The 14,088-nt window shown below is 55.7% G+C and carries 14 protein-coding genes; 8 read left to right on the top strand and 6 right to left on the bottom strand.

Going from position 1 to position 14,088, the window contains the following annotated elements; translation table 11 throughout:
• Positions 1-7 precede the first annotated feature (7 nt).
• The 3 genes from ASN_RS06360 to atpC are packed head-to-tail and all read left to right on the top strand — an operon-like array spanning position 8 to position 2,849.
• Entirely contained in the window at positions 8-904 is an 897-nt protein-coding gene (locus ASN_RS06360) for a F0F1 ATP synthase subunit gamma (RefSeq protein WP_035380622.1), read from the top strand.
• Positions 905-935: 31 nt separating this feature from the next.
• The gene (gene atpD, locus ASN_RS06355) at positions 936-2,408 is read left to right on the top strand and encodes a F0F1 ATP synthase subunit beta (protein ID WP_006557418.1); all 1,473 of its coding nucleotides are present in this window, start codon (positions 936-938) and stop codon (positions 2,406-2,408) included.
• A gap of 27 nt (positions 2,409-2,435) precedes the next feature.
• Positions 2,436-2,849, top strand: a complete 414-nt coding sequence (gene atpC / locus ASN_RS06350) for an ATP synthase F1 subunit epsilon (protein ID WP_006557419.1) — start codon at positions 2,436-2,438, stop codon at positions 2,847-2,849.
• A 362-nt stretch (positions 2,850-3,211) separates the two neighbouring features.
• Here the strand turns inward: atpC and queF are convergent, their stop codons facing one another.
• Complete coding sequence (queF, locus tag ASN_RS06345) at positions 3,212-3,682, bottom strand: preQ(1) synthase (RefSeq protein ID WP_006557420.1); 471 nt, start codon at positions 3,680-3,682, stop codon at positions 3,212-3,214.
• Between the two features lie 125 nt (positions 3,683-3,807).
• Here queF and rnd point away from each other — a divergent pair, with 125 nt between their 5' ends.
• Positions 3,808-5,010 carry a ribonuclease D gene (rnd, locus tag ASN_RS06340; RefSeq protein ID WP_035380707.1) on the top strand — a complete coding sequence of 401 codons (1,203 nt, stop codon included), beginning with the start codon at positions 3,808-3,810 and terminating at the stop codon, positions 5,008-5,010.
• A 363-nt stretch (positions 5,011-5,373) separates the two neighbouring features.
• On the opposite strand, the gene ASN_RS06335 is transcribed toward rnd, so the two are convergent.
• Positions 5,374-6,372: an adenosine kinase gene (locus ASN_RS06335; RefSeq protein ID WP_039903343.1), complete on the bottom strand. Its 999-nt coding sequence runs from the start codon at positions 6,370-6,372 to the stop codon at positions 5,374-5,376.
• Between the two features lie 199 nt (positions 6,373-6,571).
• On the opposite strand from ASN_RS06335, the gene ASN_RS06330 reads away from it, so the two are divergent.
• On the top strand, positions 6,572-7,285 hold the full coding sequence (locus tag ASN_RS06330; protein WP_227004943.1) for a bactofilin family protein: 714 nt from the start codon (positions 6,572-6,574) through the stop codon (positions 7,283-7,285).
• Positions 7,286-7,397: 112 nt separating this feature from the next.
• Here the strand turns inward: ASN_RS06330 and ASN_RS06325 are convergent, their stop codons facing one another.
• Both ASN_RS06325 and ASN_RS06320 read right to left on the bottom strand, forming a co-directional pair.
• On the bottom strand, positions 7,398-7,997 hold the full coding sequence (locus ASN_RS06325) for a GcrA family cell cycle regulator (RefSeq protein WP_058987621.1): 600 nt from the start codon (positions 7,995-7,997) through the stop codon (positions 7,398-7,400).
• A 167-nt stretch (positions 7,998-8,164) separates the two neighbouring features.
• Positions 8,165-9,061, bottom strand: coding sequence for a delta(1)-pyrroline-2-carboxylate reductase family protein (locus ASN_RS06320; protein WP_058987619.1), 897 nt, complete (start codon positions 9,059-9,061; stop codon positions 8,165-8,167).
• Positions 9,062-9,300: 239 nt separating this feature from the next.
• Here ASN_RS06320 and ASN_RS06315 point away from each other — a divergent pair, with 239 nt between their 5' ends.
• A complete protein-coding gene (locus ASN_RS06315; RefSeq protein WP_058987617.1) occupies positions 9,301-10,416 on the top strand; it encodes an S-(hydroxymethyl)glutathione dehydrogenase/class III alcohol dehydrogenase in 1,116 nt (371 codons plus the stop codon).
• Positions 10,417-10,651: 235 nt separating this feature from the next.
• On the opposite strand, the gene arsC is transcribed toward ASN_RS06315, so the two are convergent.
• Together arsC and ASN_RS06305 are read right to left on the bottom strand one after the other, a co-directional pair.
• Positions 10,652-11,008, bottom strand: a complete 357-nt coding sequence (gene arsC, locus ASN_RS06310; protein WP_058987615.1) for an arsenate reductase (glutaredoxin) — start codon at positions 11,006-11,008, stop codon at positions 10,652-10,654.
• 49 nt (positions 11,009-11,057) lie between these two features.
• On the bottom strand, positions 11,058-11,519 hold the full coding sequence (locus tag ASN_RS06305) for an Lrp/AsnC family transcriptional regulator (RefSeq protein WP_006557429.1): 462 nt from the start codon (positions 11,517-11,519) through the stop codon (positions 11,058-11,060).
• Between the two features lie 117 nt (positions 11,520-11,636).
• Between ASN_RS06305 and ASN_RS06300 the strand changes: the two genes are divergently transcribed.
• Both ASN_RS06300 and ASN_RS06295 read left to right on the top strand, forming a co-directional pair.
• A complete protein-coding gene (locus ASN_RS06300; protein WP_231948412.1) occupies positions 11,637-13,106 on the top strand; it encodes an aminotransferase class V-fold PLP-dependent enzyme in 1,470 nt (489 codons plus the stop codon).
• 151 nt (positions 13,107-13,257) lie between these two features.
• The gene (locus ASN_RS06295) at positions 13,258-14,052 is read left to right on the top strand and encodes an SDR family NAD(P)-dependent oxidoreductase (protein ID WP_058989188.1); all 795 of its coding nucleotides are present in this window, start codon (positions 13,258-13,260) and stop codon (positions 14,050-14,052) included.
• The last annotated feature ends 36 nt before the right edge of the window (positions 14,053-14,088 follow it).

Genomic DNA, 14,088 nt, shown 5'->3' with positions numbered 1-14,088 from the left:
AGCATTCATGGCTTCCCTCAAGGAACTCCGCGCCCGGATCGGAAGTATCAAGTCGACACGGAAGATCACCAGCGCGATGAAAATGGTCGCGGCCGCAAAACTGCGCCGCGCTCAGGCTAGTGCTGAAGCTGCCCGTCCGTACGCAGCGGCCATGCGCCGTATGCTGGCCGAACTGGCAGGCGCTGCGAAGGGGGAAGAAGGCGGTCCACGTCTTCTGGCCGGAACAGGGCGTGATCAGATCCATCTGCTTATTCCGATCACCAGTGATCGTGGGCTGTGCGGTGGCTTCAACGCCAACGTGCACCGCCTGACACAGCAGACCATCCGTCGGCTCCAGTCCGAAGGCAAAACTGTCAAGCTGCTGCCTGTTGGCCGTCGCGCTCTGAACTATTTCTCGCGTGAATACAGTGATCTCATCATTGATAAGGTCAGTGGCGTCAGCGGGAAGGACGTGCCGTTCTCAGCCGCAACTGATCTTGGGAACAAGATTAATGCGCTGCTGGAAGCAGGCGAGATTGATGTCTGCACGCTTGTTTATAACAAGTTCCGCAATGCCATGACGCAGGTTCCAGCCTGCCAGCAGCTTGTGCCGCTGGTGATGGACGATGCCGCAACCGCAGCAACTGCTCCGGAAGCTGCAGGTGACGTGGCCCAGTACGAATTTGAACCGGATGAAGCAACGCTTCTGGCAATGCTGCTTCCGAAAAATCTGCAGGTTCAGATCTACGCATCGCTGCTGGAAACAGCCGCAGGCGAGAACGGAGCCCGTATGACGGCCATGGACAACGCCACGCGGAATGCAGGCCGGTCCATTGACAGTCTGAGCAAAGTCTATAACCGGACCCGCCAGACAAACATTACTAACGAACTGATCGAAATCATCTCGGGCGCACAGGCTGTCTGAGCCCGCTCGTTTGCCCCGCAGGAGCTGACCCATGTCGGATACCACAACCCAGACCCAGGCCCCTGCGGCCACGAAGACCAATGCTGTTGGCCGCATTACCGAGATCAAAGGGCCGGTTGTTGATGTGCAGTTCGAAGGTGAACTGCCGAAAATCCTCAACGCCCTTCACGTAAAGCTGGGTGATCAGACACTGGTGCTTGAAGTGGCCCAGGAAATTGGCGAGCACGAAGTGCGCTGCATTGCCATGGACACCACCGATGGCTTGGTGCGTGGTGCCGAAGTGCTGGACACCGGCTCTCAGATCTCCGTGCCGGTTGGCCCGGAAACGCTTGGTCGTATCCTGAACGTCACCGGTGACCCGATTGATGAAAAGGGCCCGATCAAAACGGCTCGTCGCGCCCCCATCCATCGTGATGCGCCCTCTTTTGAAGAACAGGCTGCTGCTTCTGAAATCCTGATGACCGGGATCAAGGTGGTTGATCTGCTCTGCCCGTATCTGAAGGGTGGTAAGGTTGGTCTGTTCGGCGGTGCCGGTGTAGGCAAGACCGTTATCATTCAGGAACTGATCAACAATATCGCCAAGGCGCACGGTGGTGTGTCCGTGTTTGCTGGTGTTGGTGAACGTACCCGTGAAGGGAACGACCTGTATTACGAAATGCAGGACGCTGGCGTTATCAAGCTGGGCGAAGACAACGCAACCGATGGCTCCAAAGTGGCGCTGGTGTTCGGTCAGATGAACGAACCGCCGGGTGCACGTGCTCGCGTGGCGCTGACGGGTCTGACGCTGGCTGAATATTTCCGTGACGAAGAAAACCAGGACGTTCTCTTCTTCGTGGATAACATCTTCCGCTTTACGCAGGCTGGTTCTGAAGTGTCCGCTCTGCTGGGCCGTATTCCGTCTGCAGTGGGGTATCAGCCCACGCTGGCCACGGAAATGGGTGCGCTGCAGGAACGTATTACGTCCACCAAAAAGGGTTCCATTACGTCCGTTCAGGCCGTGTATGTCCCTGCCGATGACTTGACCGATCCGGCTCCCGCAGCAACCTTTGCCCACTTGGATGCTACAACGGTGCTGAACCGTTCCATCGCTGAAATGGGCATCTACCCGGCTGTTGATCCGCTGGATTCCACGTCCCGTTCTCTGGACCCCGCCATTGTGGGTGAAGAGCACTACAACGTGGCGCGTGAAGTGCAGCGTATTCTGCAGACCTACAAGTCCTTGCAGGATATCATCGCCATCCTTGGTATGGATGAACTGTCTGAAGACGATAAGCTGATCGTGGCGCGTGCTCGCCGCATCCAGCGCTTCCTGTCTCAGCCGTTCCACGTGGCTGAAGTGTTCACAGGCGCACCGGGCAAGCTGGTTTCTGTGGCTGATACGGTTCGTTCCTTCAAAGCCATCTGTGCCGGTGAATATGATGACCTGCCGGAAGCCGCCTTCTACATGGTTGGCACTATTGAAGAAGCCGTCGCTAAGGCAGAAAAACTGAGAGAATCGGCCTGATAGCCGATTTCGGGAAGGAGCACATCCATGCCGATCCAGGTCGAGATTATCAGCCCTGAAAAGGTTCTGGTGTCGCGTGAAGTAGATATGGTGGTAATGCCGGGTGCGGAAGGTGATATTGCCGCCATGCCCGATCATGCCCCCATGATGCTTCTGCTCCGTGGTGGTGTTGTGTCACTGTATGAAAATGATACGGTGACAGACCGCTTTTTTGTAGGCGGTGGCTTTGCTGACATGACAGCAACCCGCTGCACCATTCTGGCAGACAAAGCTGAGCCGGTAAGCGCAATCTCTATTGATAACGCAACTGCTCAGTTGGAAGCTCTGACGGAAGCATGGGACAAAGCGGACAAGAGTGATATGTCCCGGTTGGACGTGCTTCAGGATAAAATCCTGGCGGTCCGTGCTGAAATTGAAGCAGGCTCTTCCCACTCTGCCTGATATGTTGGTCAATAGGGTCTGTTGAAGTCCAAAATAAAAAGCCACCTGCTATCAGGTGGCTTTTTTTATGCGCAGACTTTTCTACCAGAGAACAAAATGAGGGAGCAGTGCCTGCTGCTCCGCCCCGCCTCACAAAAAGATCTTCCGCGATATCCTTTTGTGAGCCTCTTTTAGAAGGGGGGGATAGAGGCTCAAAAGCAGGCAGGCCTGCTGGGCCTGCACCTGAAGGTGCTAGCATATCGCTGAGATACTACCGGTATCGAGCACACAAATGTGCCTTTCAGCGATAAAACTTCTCCACTGCCATCCTTCTTTCAGGTCCTTCCTCTGCGGATATTTCAGATTGTCTTCTGTGGGTAGATCTAGCCGCGACCGCGATAGGTGGGAACATCCTGCGAGGGAATCCAGACATCTGCCGGGGGTGCGCCTGTCTGCCAGAAGACATCAATGGGAATACCACCACGGGGGTACCAATAGGCCCCAATGCGCAACCAGACGGGCGAGAGCAGATCAACCAGTGTTGTTGCAATCTGCACAGAGCAGGCCTCATGAAACGCGCCGTGGTTTCGGAAGCTGGTCAGGAACAGCTTGAGGGATTTGCTCTCCACAATCCACTGATCTGGCACATAATCAATGACCAGATGCGCAAAATCAGGCTGGCCCGTCACGGGGCAGAGGGACGTGAATTCCGGTGCGGTGAAGCGCACCAGGTAGCGTTTGTCAGGGTAAGGGGCTGGCACACGTTCTAATACAGCCTCTTCCGGGCTGGTGGGGGCGGGAGTGTGGCGTCCCAACTGGGTGAGGGCGGCGCTGCCGTCGTCTGGGCGGGTCATGATAACTCTTCCTTGTGTCTCAGATAGCTCTGGATGTCGAAGCTGTAAGCCGTTTCGTCAAGCTTTTCAGGCATGGCAGCCGTGGGTCTGCTTCTTTTTCTTCTCAGGTTGTGTATGAAGGTCTTATGGCCAAATCTTCAGCTCCTTCCTTCCCACAGCCCCGCCTTGTTTCCACAACACAGGATCTGGCAGACTCACTCATCCGTTTACGGGAAGAGCGGTTTCTGACCATTGATACCGAGTTCATGCGGGAACGCACATATTGGCCGGAATTATGTCTGGTTCAGATTGGCGGCGCCAATGATGTTGTCCTGATTGATACGTTGGCGGAAGGGCTTGATCTCGCGCCGCTGGCGGATCTGCTGGCAGATGAAAGTGTGCTGAAGGTTTTCCACGCTGCACGGCAGGATCTGGAGATTTTCCTGTATCTGTTTGATGCCTTGCCAACGCCTGTGTTTGATACACAGGTGGCTGCCATGGTGGCAGGTTATGGAGATCAGGTGGGGTATGACAGCCTTGTAGGCTCCCTGACTGGCCACGCCATTGATAAAAGTCACCGGTTTACGGACTGGTCCGTCAGGCCCCTAACGCCCGCGCAACTGACCTACGCAGCCGGTGATGTCACCTGGCTGCGTCTTGTTTACGAGCGGTTGGTGAAAAAGCTGGAGCAGGAAAAGCGGCTGGAATGGGTTTCTGCCGAAATGGCGGAACTGGCTGACCCAGCGACATTTCGCGCTGACCCTGAAAAACAGTGGGAACGGCTGCGTGCCCGTACTGGTAACCGGCGGATGCTTGGTATTCTCCGGGCCGTGGCGGCGCTTCGTGAGCGGGAAGCCCAACGCGTAAACGTACCACGTCAGCGTTTGCTGAAAGATGAAAGCCTGCTGGAAATTGCGGCAACCGCACCTGCTACGGTGGACGCTCTGGCGCGTGTCAGGGGTATTTCGCGTGGGTTGGCTGAAGGCCGAACCGGTCAGGGACTATTGGAAGCCGTAAAGGCCGCGCAGGCATTGCCTGATTCAGAACTGCCCCGCCTGCCAAAAGGCCGAAGCAAGGATGCGCCGCGTCCGTCCGCTGCTCTTATGGCTTTGCTGAAAGTGCTGTTGACCACCTGCTGTGAAGATCATGATGTTGCGCCTAAACTTGTGGCATCCATGGATGATCTTGAAGCGCTGGCACTTGATCCGTCCGTGCCCAACCCTTTGCTGTCAGGCTGGCGGAAGCGCGTGTTTGGTGATGCCGCTCTGGCCCTGCGCAATGGAGATATTGCTCTGGCCGTGAAAAAGGGAAAAGTAGACCTTATTCCGTGCGAGTCTTCAGCGAAGTAAAGAACGCCTTAAACGGCCTCTCCGTGCTGTCAGGCTAGCTTGGTGAAGACCCAAAATTGGTTTTGCCGTAAGCAGGCTGGCCTGCTTACGTGCCACACGACAAATGGTGTGTAAGCAGTCGGACTGGTGCCCCCGTTTGTCACTGAATGTATTGGATTTTCGTCTCTCAGGGCAACGCAGCGCGCTGTTAAGCCCCACGCTTGTCAGCGTCTGAAATTTTTCAGTAGCCGTCACCTGTCGATACGTTGAACAGTCTCTCTGATTTTTTCAGAAAGTCTCTTGGGGTGCTGGTTCTGGCGATGTGACACTGTTCTCAGAGACTGTCCACAAAAGCAGTCTCTGAGAACCAAAGGGAAAGGGTTTTTAGAAACCCATTTCCTGCCAGATGTTGGAGAGCGGGCGCGCGCCAACGTGTGAAATGATTTCAGATGCGGCAACGGATGCCAGTCGGCCACATTCGGGCAGTGTCCGCCCAGATGTCAGCCCGGCCAGAAAGCCTGCTGCATAGGCATCACCAGCGCCAGTTGTATCGACCACCTGGGTGGGGACAGGATCAACTTTGGTGCGCTGGCCGTCATGAATGATCACGCTGCCAAGGCCGGAGCGGGTCAGGGCGGCGAAGGTTGTGTCCTGCTCGGTGTGGCGGGCGGCTGTATCAAAATCTTCCGTTTCATACAGAGCACAGATTTCATCTTCATTGGCGAAGAGAATATCAATGTGCCCGCGCACCAGATCCAGAAAAGCTTGACGGTGGCGGCCAACGCAGAACGGATCGGAAAGAGTGAGCGCAACCTGACGGCCATTCTGGTGGGCGAGGGTTGCTGCGCGGCGGAAGGCTTCCTGCGCATGGGGCGGATCAAACAGATACCCTTCAAGATACACAATGCTGGAGGCAGCAATGGTTTCCTGAATGACGTCATCGGGTGTGAAGTAAGTGCAGGCGCCAAGGTAGGTTGCCATGGTGCGCTGGCCATCAGGCGTTACCATCACAATGCAGCGTGCCGTCGGCAGGTTTTCGTAAGTGTGGCCATCCAGCGGGGCCGAAGGAAATGTAATGCCGTTTTCACGCAGATCCTGCGCAAACGTATCTCCCGCCTGGTCCCGTGCTACTTTACCCAGATAGGCAACGCGTGCGCCAAACTGGGCGGCGACCACACAGGTATTGGCAGCCGAGCCTCCGCCCATAACACGTTCCGTTTTTAGCGTGGCTGTCAGGGCATTTGCACGGTCCACGTCAATCAGCGTCATGCTGCCCGGTGTCAGACCTTGCTGTTGCAGAAAGGAAGGTTCAACATTGGCAAGGATGTCCGTAATGGCATTGCCAATGCCCAGAATGTCGTATTTCGTTTCAGAAACGGTCATGAGCGTGTGTGTTTTCCTGAAAAAAATGAATGAGTCGGCTTTTTCGGTAGCCCGCTGCCATAAAAAGGGCAACAGGCAGCCTTAAGGGATGCTTGCCGCTCGGCCTGTCGGCTGTATAACAATTTGGAATGCCAGCTAGACGGATCGATGCGGGCAGTTACACGATCAGTAAAACCGCTGTCATAAAATGGCAGCCAGCATGGCGGGGGTGTTCTTGTTCAGAAGACGCAAACCTGAAGAAACCAAACCAGCAGCACCCGGCGCGGGTCAGAATGCCAGTTCGTCTGACAAGGCACGTCCGACCAGTGCGTTTGGTACCATTTTTCCTCCCACTTCTCCAGCCGGCTCACCCACACCTGCTTCCGGCAGCGGTGCGGCTCCGGCTTCCCGTCCTGATACAGCAAAGGAGACCCCTATGGGTCGTGCGCCACTTCCTCCCGGTTCCCCGCTTTCCCCCGGTTCTTCCGTGCCTCCCATTCCGGGTGCTGCCGCGCGCGGCCTGCCGCAGCAGGTACAGCCTAAAAAAGACGTGCCCGAACAGAGAACCCTTGTGGTTGGTCGCGGCATCAGCGTTCAGGGCACTGTGCAGGATGCTGAACGTCTGGTGGTTGAAGGCACTGTTGAATCCAGCATGATCACCGCCAAGGAACTGAGCGTCATGCCTGGTGGCCTGTTCCGCGGTGGTGTGGAAGTGGAAAACGCAGAGATCGCCGGTACGGTTGATGGGTCTCTGACAGCCCGTGGCAGCCTGACGCTGCGCGCAACTGGCCGCCTGCTGGGCAAAGCCGCTTGCCGACGCCTGAAAGTGGAAGATGGTGGTCAGATTACCGGTCAGCTTGAAATGCTGAGCGATGATGCAGCATCCAAGCCTTCTGTCTCCGCGCCAGAAAAGAGCGCCAGCGCAGAAAGCTGAGTGGTCTGAAAAGACCAAGCCCTCATCTACCGGAGTAGTCTGCCGGTAGATGAGGGGGCGCTACCCGTTGATCAGGCCGGGCGCGCCAGAGAGCAGACATGCTCCCGAAAGATCAGGCGACGTTATCGCGCCGGTCGCGTAGTTTGACATACGCAATCTGTGCGTGTTCCGCACAGTAAGGTTTGCCCGGCAGCGGCACTGCTCCACAAAAATGAAAACCCGGTGTTCCCGGATCGCCAATCGGCCAGCAGCAGGACGGACCACGCCGTTTCTGGGGCTCAGGGTCGGAAATACGCTGAGGAACCGGCTTGGGTTTTGCCGGAGCACGCGGAGCCACAGGTTTTTCAACTTTGACCGGTTTCGGCTGAACAGCCGCCGGAGCCGGCGTGACGGGTGCGGGTGTTGGCGTAGGGGCTGCGGGCTCCGGTTTGGCGGCAATCGGTGCAGCTTCTGGGGTAGCGTCCACAGCATCTGTTTTTGCAGCAGGTTCTGCTGCGGGAGCAGATGTTGCCACGGACGGTTTGGCACCCTCGGCTTCCGGCTTCTTGACACCACGCCGAATGGGAGACGGGCGCGGGGGCAGCCCCAGCCGGTGTGCTTTGCCCACCACCGCGTTTTTAGTGATGGAGAGCCGACGGCCTATTTCTGCCGTTGAAAGACCTTCCGCCCAGAGCTCTTTGAGCCGGGAGATTGTTTCCTCGGTCCACTCCATTCACAGGCACCTTTTTTACATTGTCATCGTACAAGGAAGCAGCCTGCTTCCAATTCGGCGCATATTAGGGCGAGCGCAGGGGTATCTCAAGGACAAAGCCGTATAATCTTGCGCTTACCTGCCGAAATGCGTTTGAAAAAGAAGGTCTTCTCTCTTTTGCCGCATCTCTATTGATGGGCGGCTACAACCCGGCAGGCTGCCAGATCCCATGCCGCACACCCTACAGATTTGAAAAAGACCGGCTTGCTGGTGGGGGGCGGGTTGCCAAAGGCCGCCGCAAGAGGGGTCACATCCTGCCAGTTGACGCCTGCCTGAATAAGGTCTCCGGCTTCCGTTGGCGCGCCAATGGGGTCATCCACATAGAGCAGGCTATTTTGAACAATGTTCGGACCCACCTCAATCATCTCCGGTCTATAGGCCCCTACGCCTATTACCAGACATTTCGGGTCAGCGGGCGCATCATACAAAATGGCGGTGCTGGAGGTCAGGGTCAGAACCACGTCAAACGGTCCATCATGCGCGTCTTCCGGTATAAGCGGGAAGGACGGCGTGCTGTGCTGTCGGCAGAAGGCTTCTGTCCGCTCGGGCGAGCGGCCGCGCACGGCTACGGTGGCGTGCGGGTAGAGTGCTGCCAGAGCGTCCGCATGGGCAATGGCCTGAGCACCCGTGCCAATCATCAACACATGTCTGACAGGCCCGCGGGCCAGAAGCCTGATACCCAGCATGCTGATGGCGGATGTGCGGCGCATGGTGACCGTCGGACCATCCAGAGAAAACAGGAAGGTTCCTGTTCTGGCGTCTGCGCAGGTGACAACACCCTGAATGGTCGGGCGGTCCGTGCCCGCGTTCTCCGGGCAGATGGTCAGTATTTTGGTGACGAGAAGATCCCTGCTGGCGGTCGGCATGCTCATCAGCAGTCCCGTGCCATCTGGTGCAGGCACGCTTAGCCGTTCCGGGCAGCGGATCAGCCCTTCAGCATAGTCCTGAACCGTCTGGGCAAGAGTGTCCACCAAAGCGGGATAAGGGAGGAGAGCGCGTGTTTGCGGAGCGGAATATTGCTTCATGCAGGGAACTTTCGGTCAGGAACGCCAGAAGAGTGTACACTTGGTGGCGGAGAGGAAGGATCACTTCTGTTGCGAGTCCGATATGTCTTGCTGTGGTGTTGTCAGCATTTGTAACCCATGGGGTAATGGTTCTGCCAGTATCTGAAGCCAGTGGTAACGGCAGCGCGACATGACGGTCCGGACCGGGTCTGGTAGGGATTAGTGTCTGGTAATGATGGGCACCAAAGGGAGCACGCAGCATGGATGTAAGAGCGGCGGTCGCGTTTGCGGCAGGCAAGCCTCTGGAGATTGAAACGGTTCAACTGGAAGGCCCGCATGCGGGTGAGGTGCTGGTTGAAATCAAGGCCACTGGCCTGTGCCACACGGATAAATACACCCTCTCCGGCGCGGACCCTGAAGGTCTGTTCCCTGCCATTCTGGGGCATGAAGGCGCTGGCATTGTGCGCGAAGTTGGGGCCGGTGTGCGGCATCTCAAACCGGGCGATCATGTTATCCCGCTCTACACTCCCGAATGCCGGGAATGTAAATCCTGCCTGTCCCGCAAGACGAACCTGTGCACGGCCATCCGGTCCACGCAGGGCAAGGGGCTGATGCCGGATGGCACGTCCCGTTTTTCCTTCAAGGGTCAGCCTATCCATCATTATATGGGCTGCTCCACGTTTGCGAACTACACTGTTCTGCCTGAAATTGCGCTGGCCAAAATCCGGCCTGATGCCCCGTTTGACAAGGTCTGCTACATTGGCTGTGGCGTTACCACGGGTATTGGTGCTGTGCTGTTTACCGCCAAGGTTGAAACAGGCTCCACAGTGGTGGTGTTCGGCCTTGGGGGCATCGGGCTGAATGTGATTCAGGGTGCCAAAATGGTGGGCGCGGACCGCATTGTGGGGGTGGATATCAACCCTGAGCGTGAAGCCATTGCCCGCAAGTTCGGCATGACCGACTTCGTAAACCCGAACGATCTTGGACCGAACGGCGACATTGTCGGTCACTTGATTGAACTGACAGATGGCGGTGCGGACTATACGTTTGAATGTGTGGGTAACCCCACCTTGATGCGTCAGGCGCTGGAATGTGCGCACCGTGGCTGGGGTGTTTCCACCATTATTGGGGTGGCGGGTGCCGGGCAGGAAATCAGCACGCGGCCGTTCCAGCTTGTTACCGGTCGGCGGTGGATCGGCTCGGCTTTTGGCGGTGCGCGTGGCCGAACGGATGTGCCGAAAATTGTTGATTGGTATATGGAACACAAGATCAACATTGATGATCTGATTACCCACAAACTGCCATTGGAACAGATTAACGAGGGGTTCGATATGATGGCAAAGGGCGAAAGCATTCGCACCGTTGTGGAATATTGAACGTTATAGGAAAGAAAAAGAATTTTCCGGGAGAGGACAGGCACCAGATACGGTGTCTGTCCTTTTTTATTGTCAGACCTCGTTTTCTTAAATCAGAGAGTGTCAGAAGAGCGAAGCCTCAGTTGGGGCAATGTGTGTCTGAAAATGGAGTGTGCCATACCTCTTCCGCGTCACAAGCTGCTCAAACGTTGAGGTGAGGCACGTTCTGAAAACAAAAATGTGAAGAATGCGGTTTTCAGGGCTTTGGCAGAATCTCCAGAACTAGCTCTTTCGGGCGGCATAAGCATGCCCCAAGGGGAGTGACAACAATAGGCCGATTGATCAGTTCCGGGTGGGCGGCCATGGCGTCCAGAATGGCTTCATCGGAAATGTCTTCATTGGCCAGACCAAGCTCTTCATACAAAGCGCCTTTCTGGCGGAGAAGCCCGCGCGGGGTCAGGCCTGTCTGCTTGACCAGTTCTTCCAGCTTTTCCCGGCTGGGGGGCGTTTTCAGATAAAGCACAATCTCCGGGGTGATCCCGGCATCCTGTATCATGCCCAGCACAGTGCGGGAGGTGCCACAGGCGGGGTTGTGGTATATGGTTACAGTCATGTCGATATATCCTGTTCTGACAAGGTAAGTTTGGAAAAAGGGAAAGTTTTTACAACGGTAGGGGGCGGTTATCGGCAATGGCTTCCATGGCCATGTAGGATGTCACGGTATCAATATCTATTTTCTCAATAATCTTGCGGTAAATGGCATCAAAGGCATTCATGTCTCGGGCAACAATTTTCAGCATGTAATCATATTCCCCGGCAATACGGTAAAAATCGATAATATTAGGGATAGATAGAACAATTTTCTTAAAGTCATCCAACCAGCTTTGTGCGTGATGCCGTGTTTTGATCAGCACAAAAACGGTTAGCCCTAGTTCTGTCGCGGCCCGATTGATACGCGCTGTCTCGCCTTGCAGAACATTGGTGGCCCGCAGATGCTGTAACCGCCGCCAGCAGGCGTTTTGAGACATACCGGCCCGTTCCGCCAGATCCCGTTGGGAGAGCGAGGCATCCTGCTGGAGCAGCCGCAACAGGGTGCGATCAAGATGATCTAGTTTCTGGTCCATAAGCGATCATATGATCTGATTTTCAGCGCATCAAGCATGAAAAAGAGGAATTTTCCTGAGGCCCGCCATTCTATTCTGGGGCTACACCGTTCCCCAGAAAAAGGCAGAGAAAGCACCATGATGTCTGGCCCAGAGTTTCTTTTCTCCCGTTTTGCCGAAAATTTACGTGGGGCAGATGTCGTCACCCGTTTGCGGGAGGATGTGATCGGTGATGGTCTGCCTATTTCCGGCCCATTTGGGGTAAGGCCACTGGTTTATGCGGATTACGTGGCTTCTGGCCGGGCGCTTGGAATTATTGAAAAAACCATCGCGACAGACGTTCTGCCCTATTACGCCAACAGCCATACGGAGGCTTCTTTCTGCGGGCAGGTCATGAATCGTCTGCGTCTGGCTGCCCGCCAGACAATCGCCCGCCTGTGCGGTGCCGAGCATGGGTACGCCACCATTTTTGCGGGGAACGGCGCAACGGCCGGGCTGAACCGTCTTGTGCATTTGCTGGGGGTAAACCGCGCAGTACAGGCAGGTGAAAGGCCGTTGGTTGTGCTCGGCCCGTATGAACACCATTCCAATATTCTGCCATGGCGAGAAAGTGGTGCGGAACTGGTGGAACTTCAGGAGGCGCCGAATGGCGGCCCAGATTTGCAGCAGCTTGAAGCGTGTCTGGCAAAAGCGGGGCCTCACCGTCTGAAAATAGGCGCATTTTCAGCCGCATCAAACGTAACAGGTATTATAACAGATGTAGATGCTGTCACGGAAATATTTAAACGCCACGGTGCTCGGTCTGTATGGGATTATGCCGGAGGCGGCCCTTATATGCCAATAGACATGAAGGCCGGTACACGGTGGGAGAAAGACGCCGTAGTGGTTTCGGCCCATAAATTTCTTGGTGGTCCCGGCGCATCAGGCGTGTTGATTGTGCGGGAGGCTGCCGTGGATGCAACAAATCCGTCATTACCGGGTGGCGGCACGGTCAGATTTGTCTCGCCGTGGGGGCACGACTATTCGGGCAGCATCGTCGCGCGGGAGGAAGCAGGCACACCCGATACGATCGGAGATATTCGGGCAGCACTCTGCTTTCTGGTGAAAGACGCAATTGGTGATGCCTATATGGCCAGCCGCAATGCAGCCTTATATCAGCGTGCCCGTGAAAGCTGGCAGGCGAACCCGCATCTGCAACTCCTGGGCAATCCGGATGCCAGCAAGCATCTGCCCATTTTCTCATTCCGGGTAAAAGATGATGCTGGCAGGGTTGTGCATCATCAACTGTTCACACGCATGTTGTCTGATCTGTATGGCATTCAGGCACGTGGGGGGTGTGCTTGCGCGGGACCATACGCGCACAGAGTGCTCGGGATTGGACAGGAACAGTCCCGCGCGTTGCTGCAGGCCATTCAGGCCGGGCAGGAGCTTGAAAAACCCGGCTGGGTGCGCCTGAACTTCAGCGTGCTGATGGATGATGCCAAAGTGGCGTATATTATCAATGCCGTAAATGAACTTTGCATACAGGATGATACGGTGGCAGCCAGTTATCGCTGTGATCCCGCAACAGCCCGCTTCCGGTATCAGGCAGCGGTTGCGGCTGAATAGGCTGATGGTGGCAGCCATGCGTCATTGGTATTGAACTCCATGCGCCTTATGTTGTTGTGATAGCAGACACGCCTCACTCCATCCGTTGTGTCGTGTGATGGATGGCGTGATGGTACCTGTAAAGATCACAAGATTTAAGGGAGAAGCTGGCATGCAGTTTGATCTGTCAGGCCTTAAGGCCATTGTTACCGGGTCTACCGCAGGGATTGGTTTTGCCACAGCGCGCGGTTTGGCTGTTGCCGGGGCGGAGGTTGTTATCAATGGGCGTAAGCAGGATGCGTGTGAAAAAGCAGCAGCAGCGCTTCGCAAAGTAGCACCCAAGGCGAAAATAGAAGCGTTTGTAGGGGATTTGAGCACGTCGGAAGGGTGTGATGCGCTGGTCTCTGCTCATCCCGCCTGTGATATTCTTGTCAATAATGTGGGTATTTTCGGCCCGAAGGATTTCTTTGAAACCCCGGATGATATCTGGGAGCAGTATTTTCATATCAATGTCATGTCCGGGGTGCGGCTGTCTCGCGCTTATCTGAAGGGTATGGAAAACAAGAAATGGGGACGTGTAATTTTCATTTCCTCTGAATCCGCGCAAAATATTCCCCAAGACATGATTCATTACGGGTTTTCCAAAACAGCGCAGCTTGCTGTCTCTCGTGGGCTTGCAAAGCGCATGGCTGGCACGGGGGTTACGGTCAATTCCGTTCTGCCCGGTCCTACCATGTCAGAAGGTGTGAAAACCATGCTGGAGCAGGAAGCGGAAAAGACCGGAAAATCTGTTGATGAAATCAGCCATGGTTTTGTCATGCAGAACCGGCCTTCTTCTCTCATCCAACGTTTTGCGACGGTTGAGGAAGTGGCGAACATGGTCCTGTATGTGGCATCGCGGGAATCGTCCGCTACCAGTGGCGCAGCCCTGCGGGTTGAAGGCGGAATTCTGGAAACAATCTTCTAATTTTTCTGGATAAAAATTTCAGAATATTCCTGAAAA

This window comes from Acetobacter senegalensis (assembly GCF_001499615.1).
In the GTDB taxonomy this organism is placed as follows: Bacteria; Pseudomonadota; Alphaproteobacteria; order Acetobacterales; family Acetobacteraceae; genus Acetobacter; species Acetobacter senegalensis.
Note: the sequence above shows the minus strand (reverse complement) of the source record. Positions and strands in the feature narration are given on the sequence as shown.

Bases quoted from the DNA above. Each gene is read 5' to 3' on its own strand.
- ASN_RS06360 (WP_035380622.1), top strand. From the start codon at position 8: ATGGCTTCCCTCAAGGAACTCCGCGCCCGGATCGGAAGTATCAAGTCG.
- atpD (WP_006557418.1), top strand. From the start codon at position 936: ATGTCGGATACCACAACCCAGACCCAGGCCCCTGCGGCCACGAAGACC.
- atpC (WP_006557419.1), top strand. From the start codon at position 2,436: ATGCCGATCCAGGTCGAGATTATCAGCCCTGAAAAGGTTCTGGTGTCG.
- queF (WP_006557420.1), bottom strand. From the start codon at position 3,682: ATGACCCGCCCAGACGACGGCAGCGCCGCCCTCACCCAGTTGGGACGC.
- rnd (WP_035380707.1), top strand. From the start codon at position 3,808: ATGGCCAAATCTTCAGCTCCTTCCTTCCCACAGCCCCGCCTTGTTTCC.
- ASN_RS06335 (WP_039903343.1), bottom strand. From the start codon at position 6,372: ATGACCGTTTCTGAAACGAAATACGACATTCTGGGCATTGGCAATGCC.
- ASN_RS06330 (WP_227004943.1), top strand. From the start codon at position 6,572: ATGGCGGGGGTGTTCTTGTTCAGAAGACGCAAACCTGAAGAAACCAAA.
- ASN_RS06325 (WP_058987621.1), bottom strand. From the start codon at position 7,997: ATGGAGTGGACCGAGGAAACAATCTCCCGGCTCAAAGAGCTCTGGGCG.
- ASN_RS06320 (WP_058987619.1), bottom strand. From the start codon at position 9,061: ATGAAGCAATATTCCGCTCCGCAAACACGCGCTCTCCTCCCTTATCCC.
- ASN_RS06315 (WP_058987617.1), top strand. From the start codon at position 9,301: ATGGATGTAAGAGCGGCGGTCGCGTTTGCGGCAGGCAAGCCTCTGGAG.
- arsC (WP_058987615.1), bottom strand. From the start codon at position 11,008: ATGACTGTAACCATATACCACAACCCCGCCTGTGGCACCTCCCGCACT.
- ASN_RS06305 (WP_006557429.1), bottom strand. From the start codon at position 11,519: ATGGACCAGAAACTAGATCATCTTGATCGCACCCTGTTGCGGCTGCTC.
- ASN_RS06300 (WP_231948412.1), top strand. From the start codon at position 11,637: ATGATGTCTGGCCCAGAGTTTCTTTTCTCCCGTTTTGCCGAAAATTTA.
- ASN_RS06295 (WP_058989188.1), top strand. From the start codon at position 13,258: ATGCAGTTTGATCTGTCAGGCCTTAAGGCCATTGTTACCGGGTCTACC.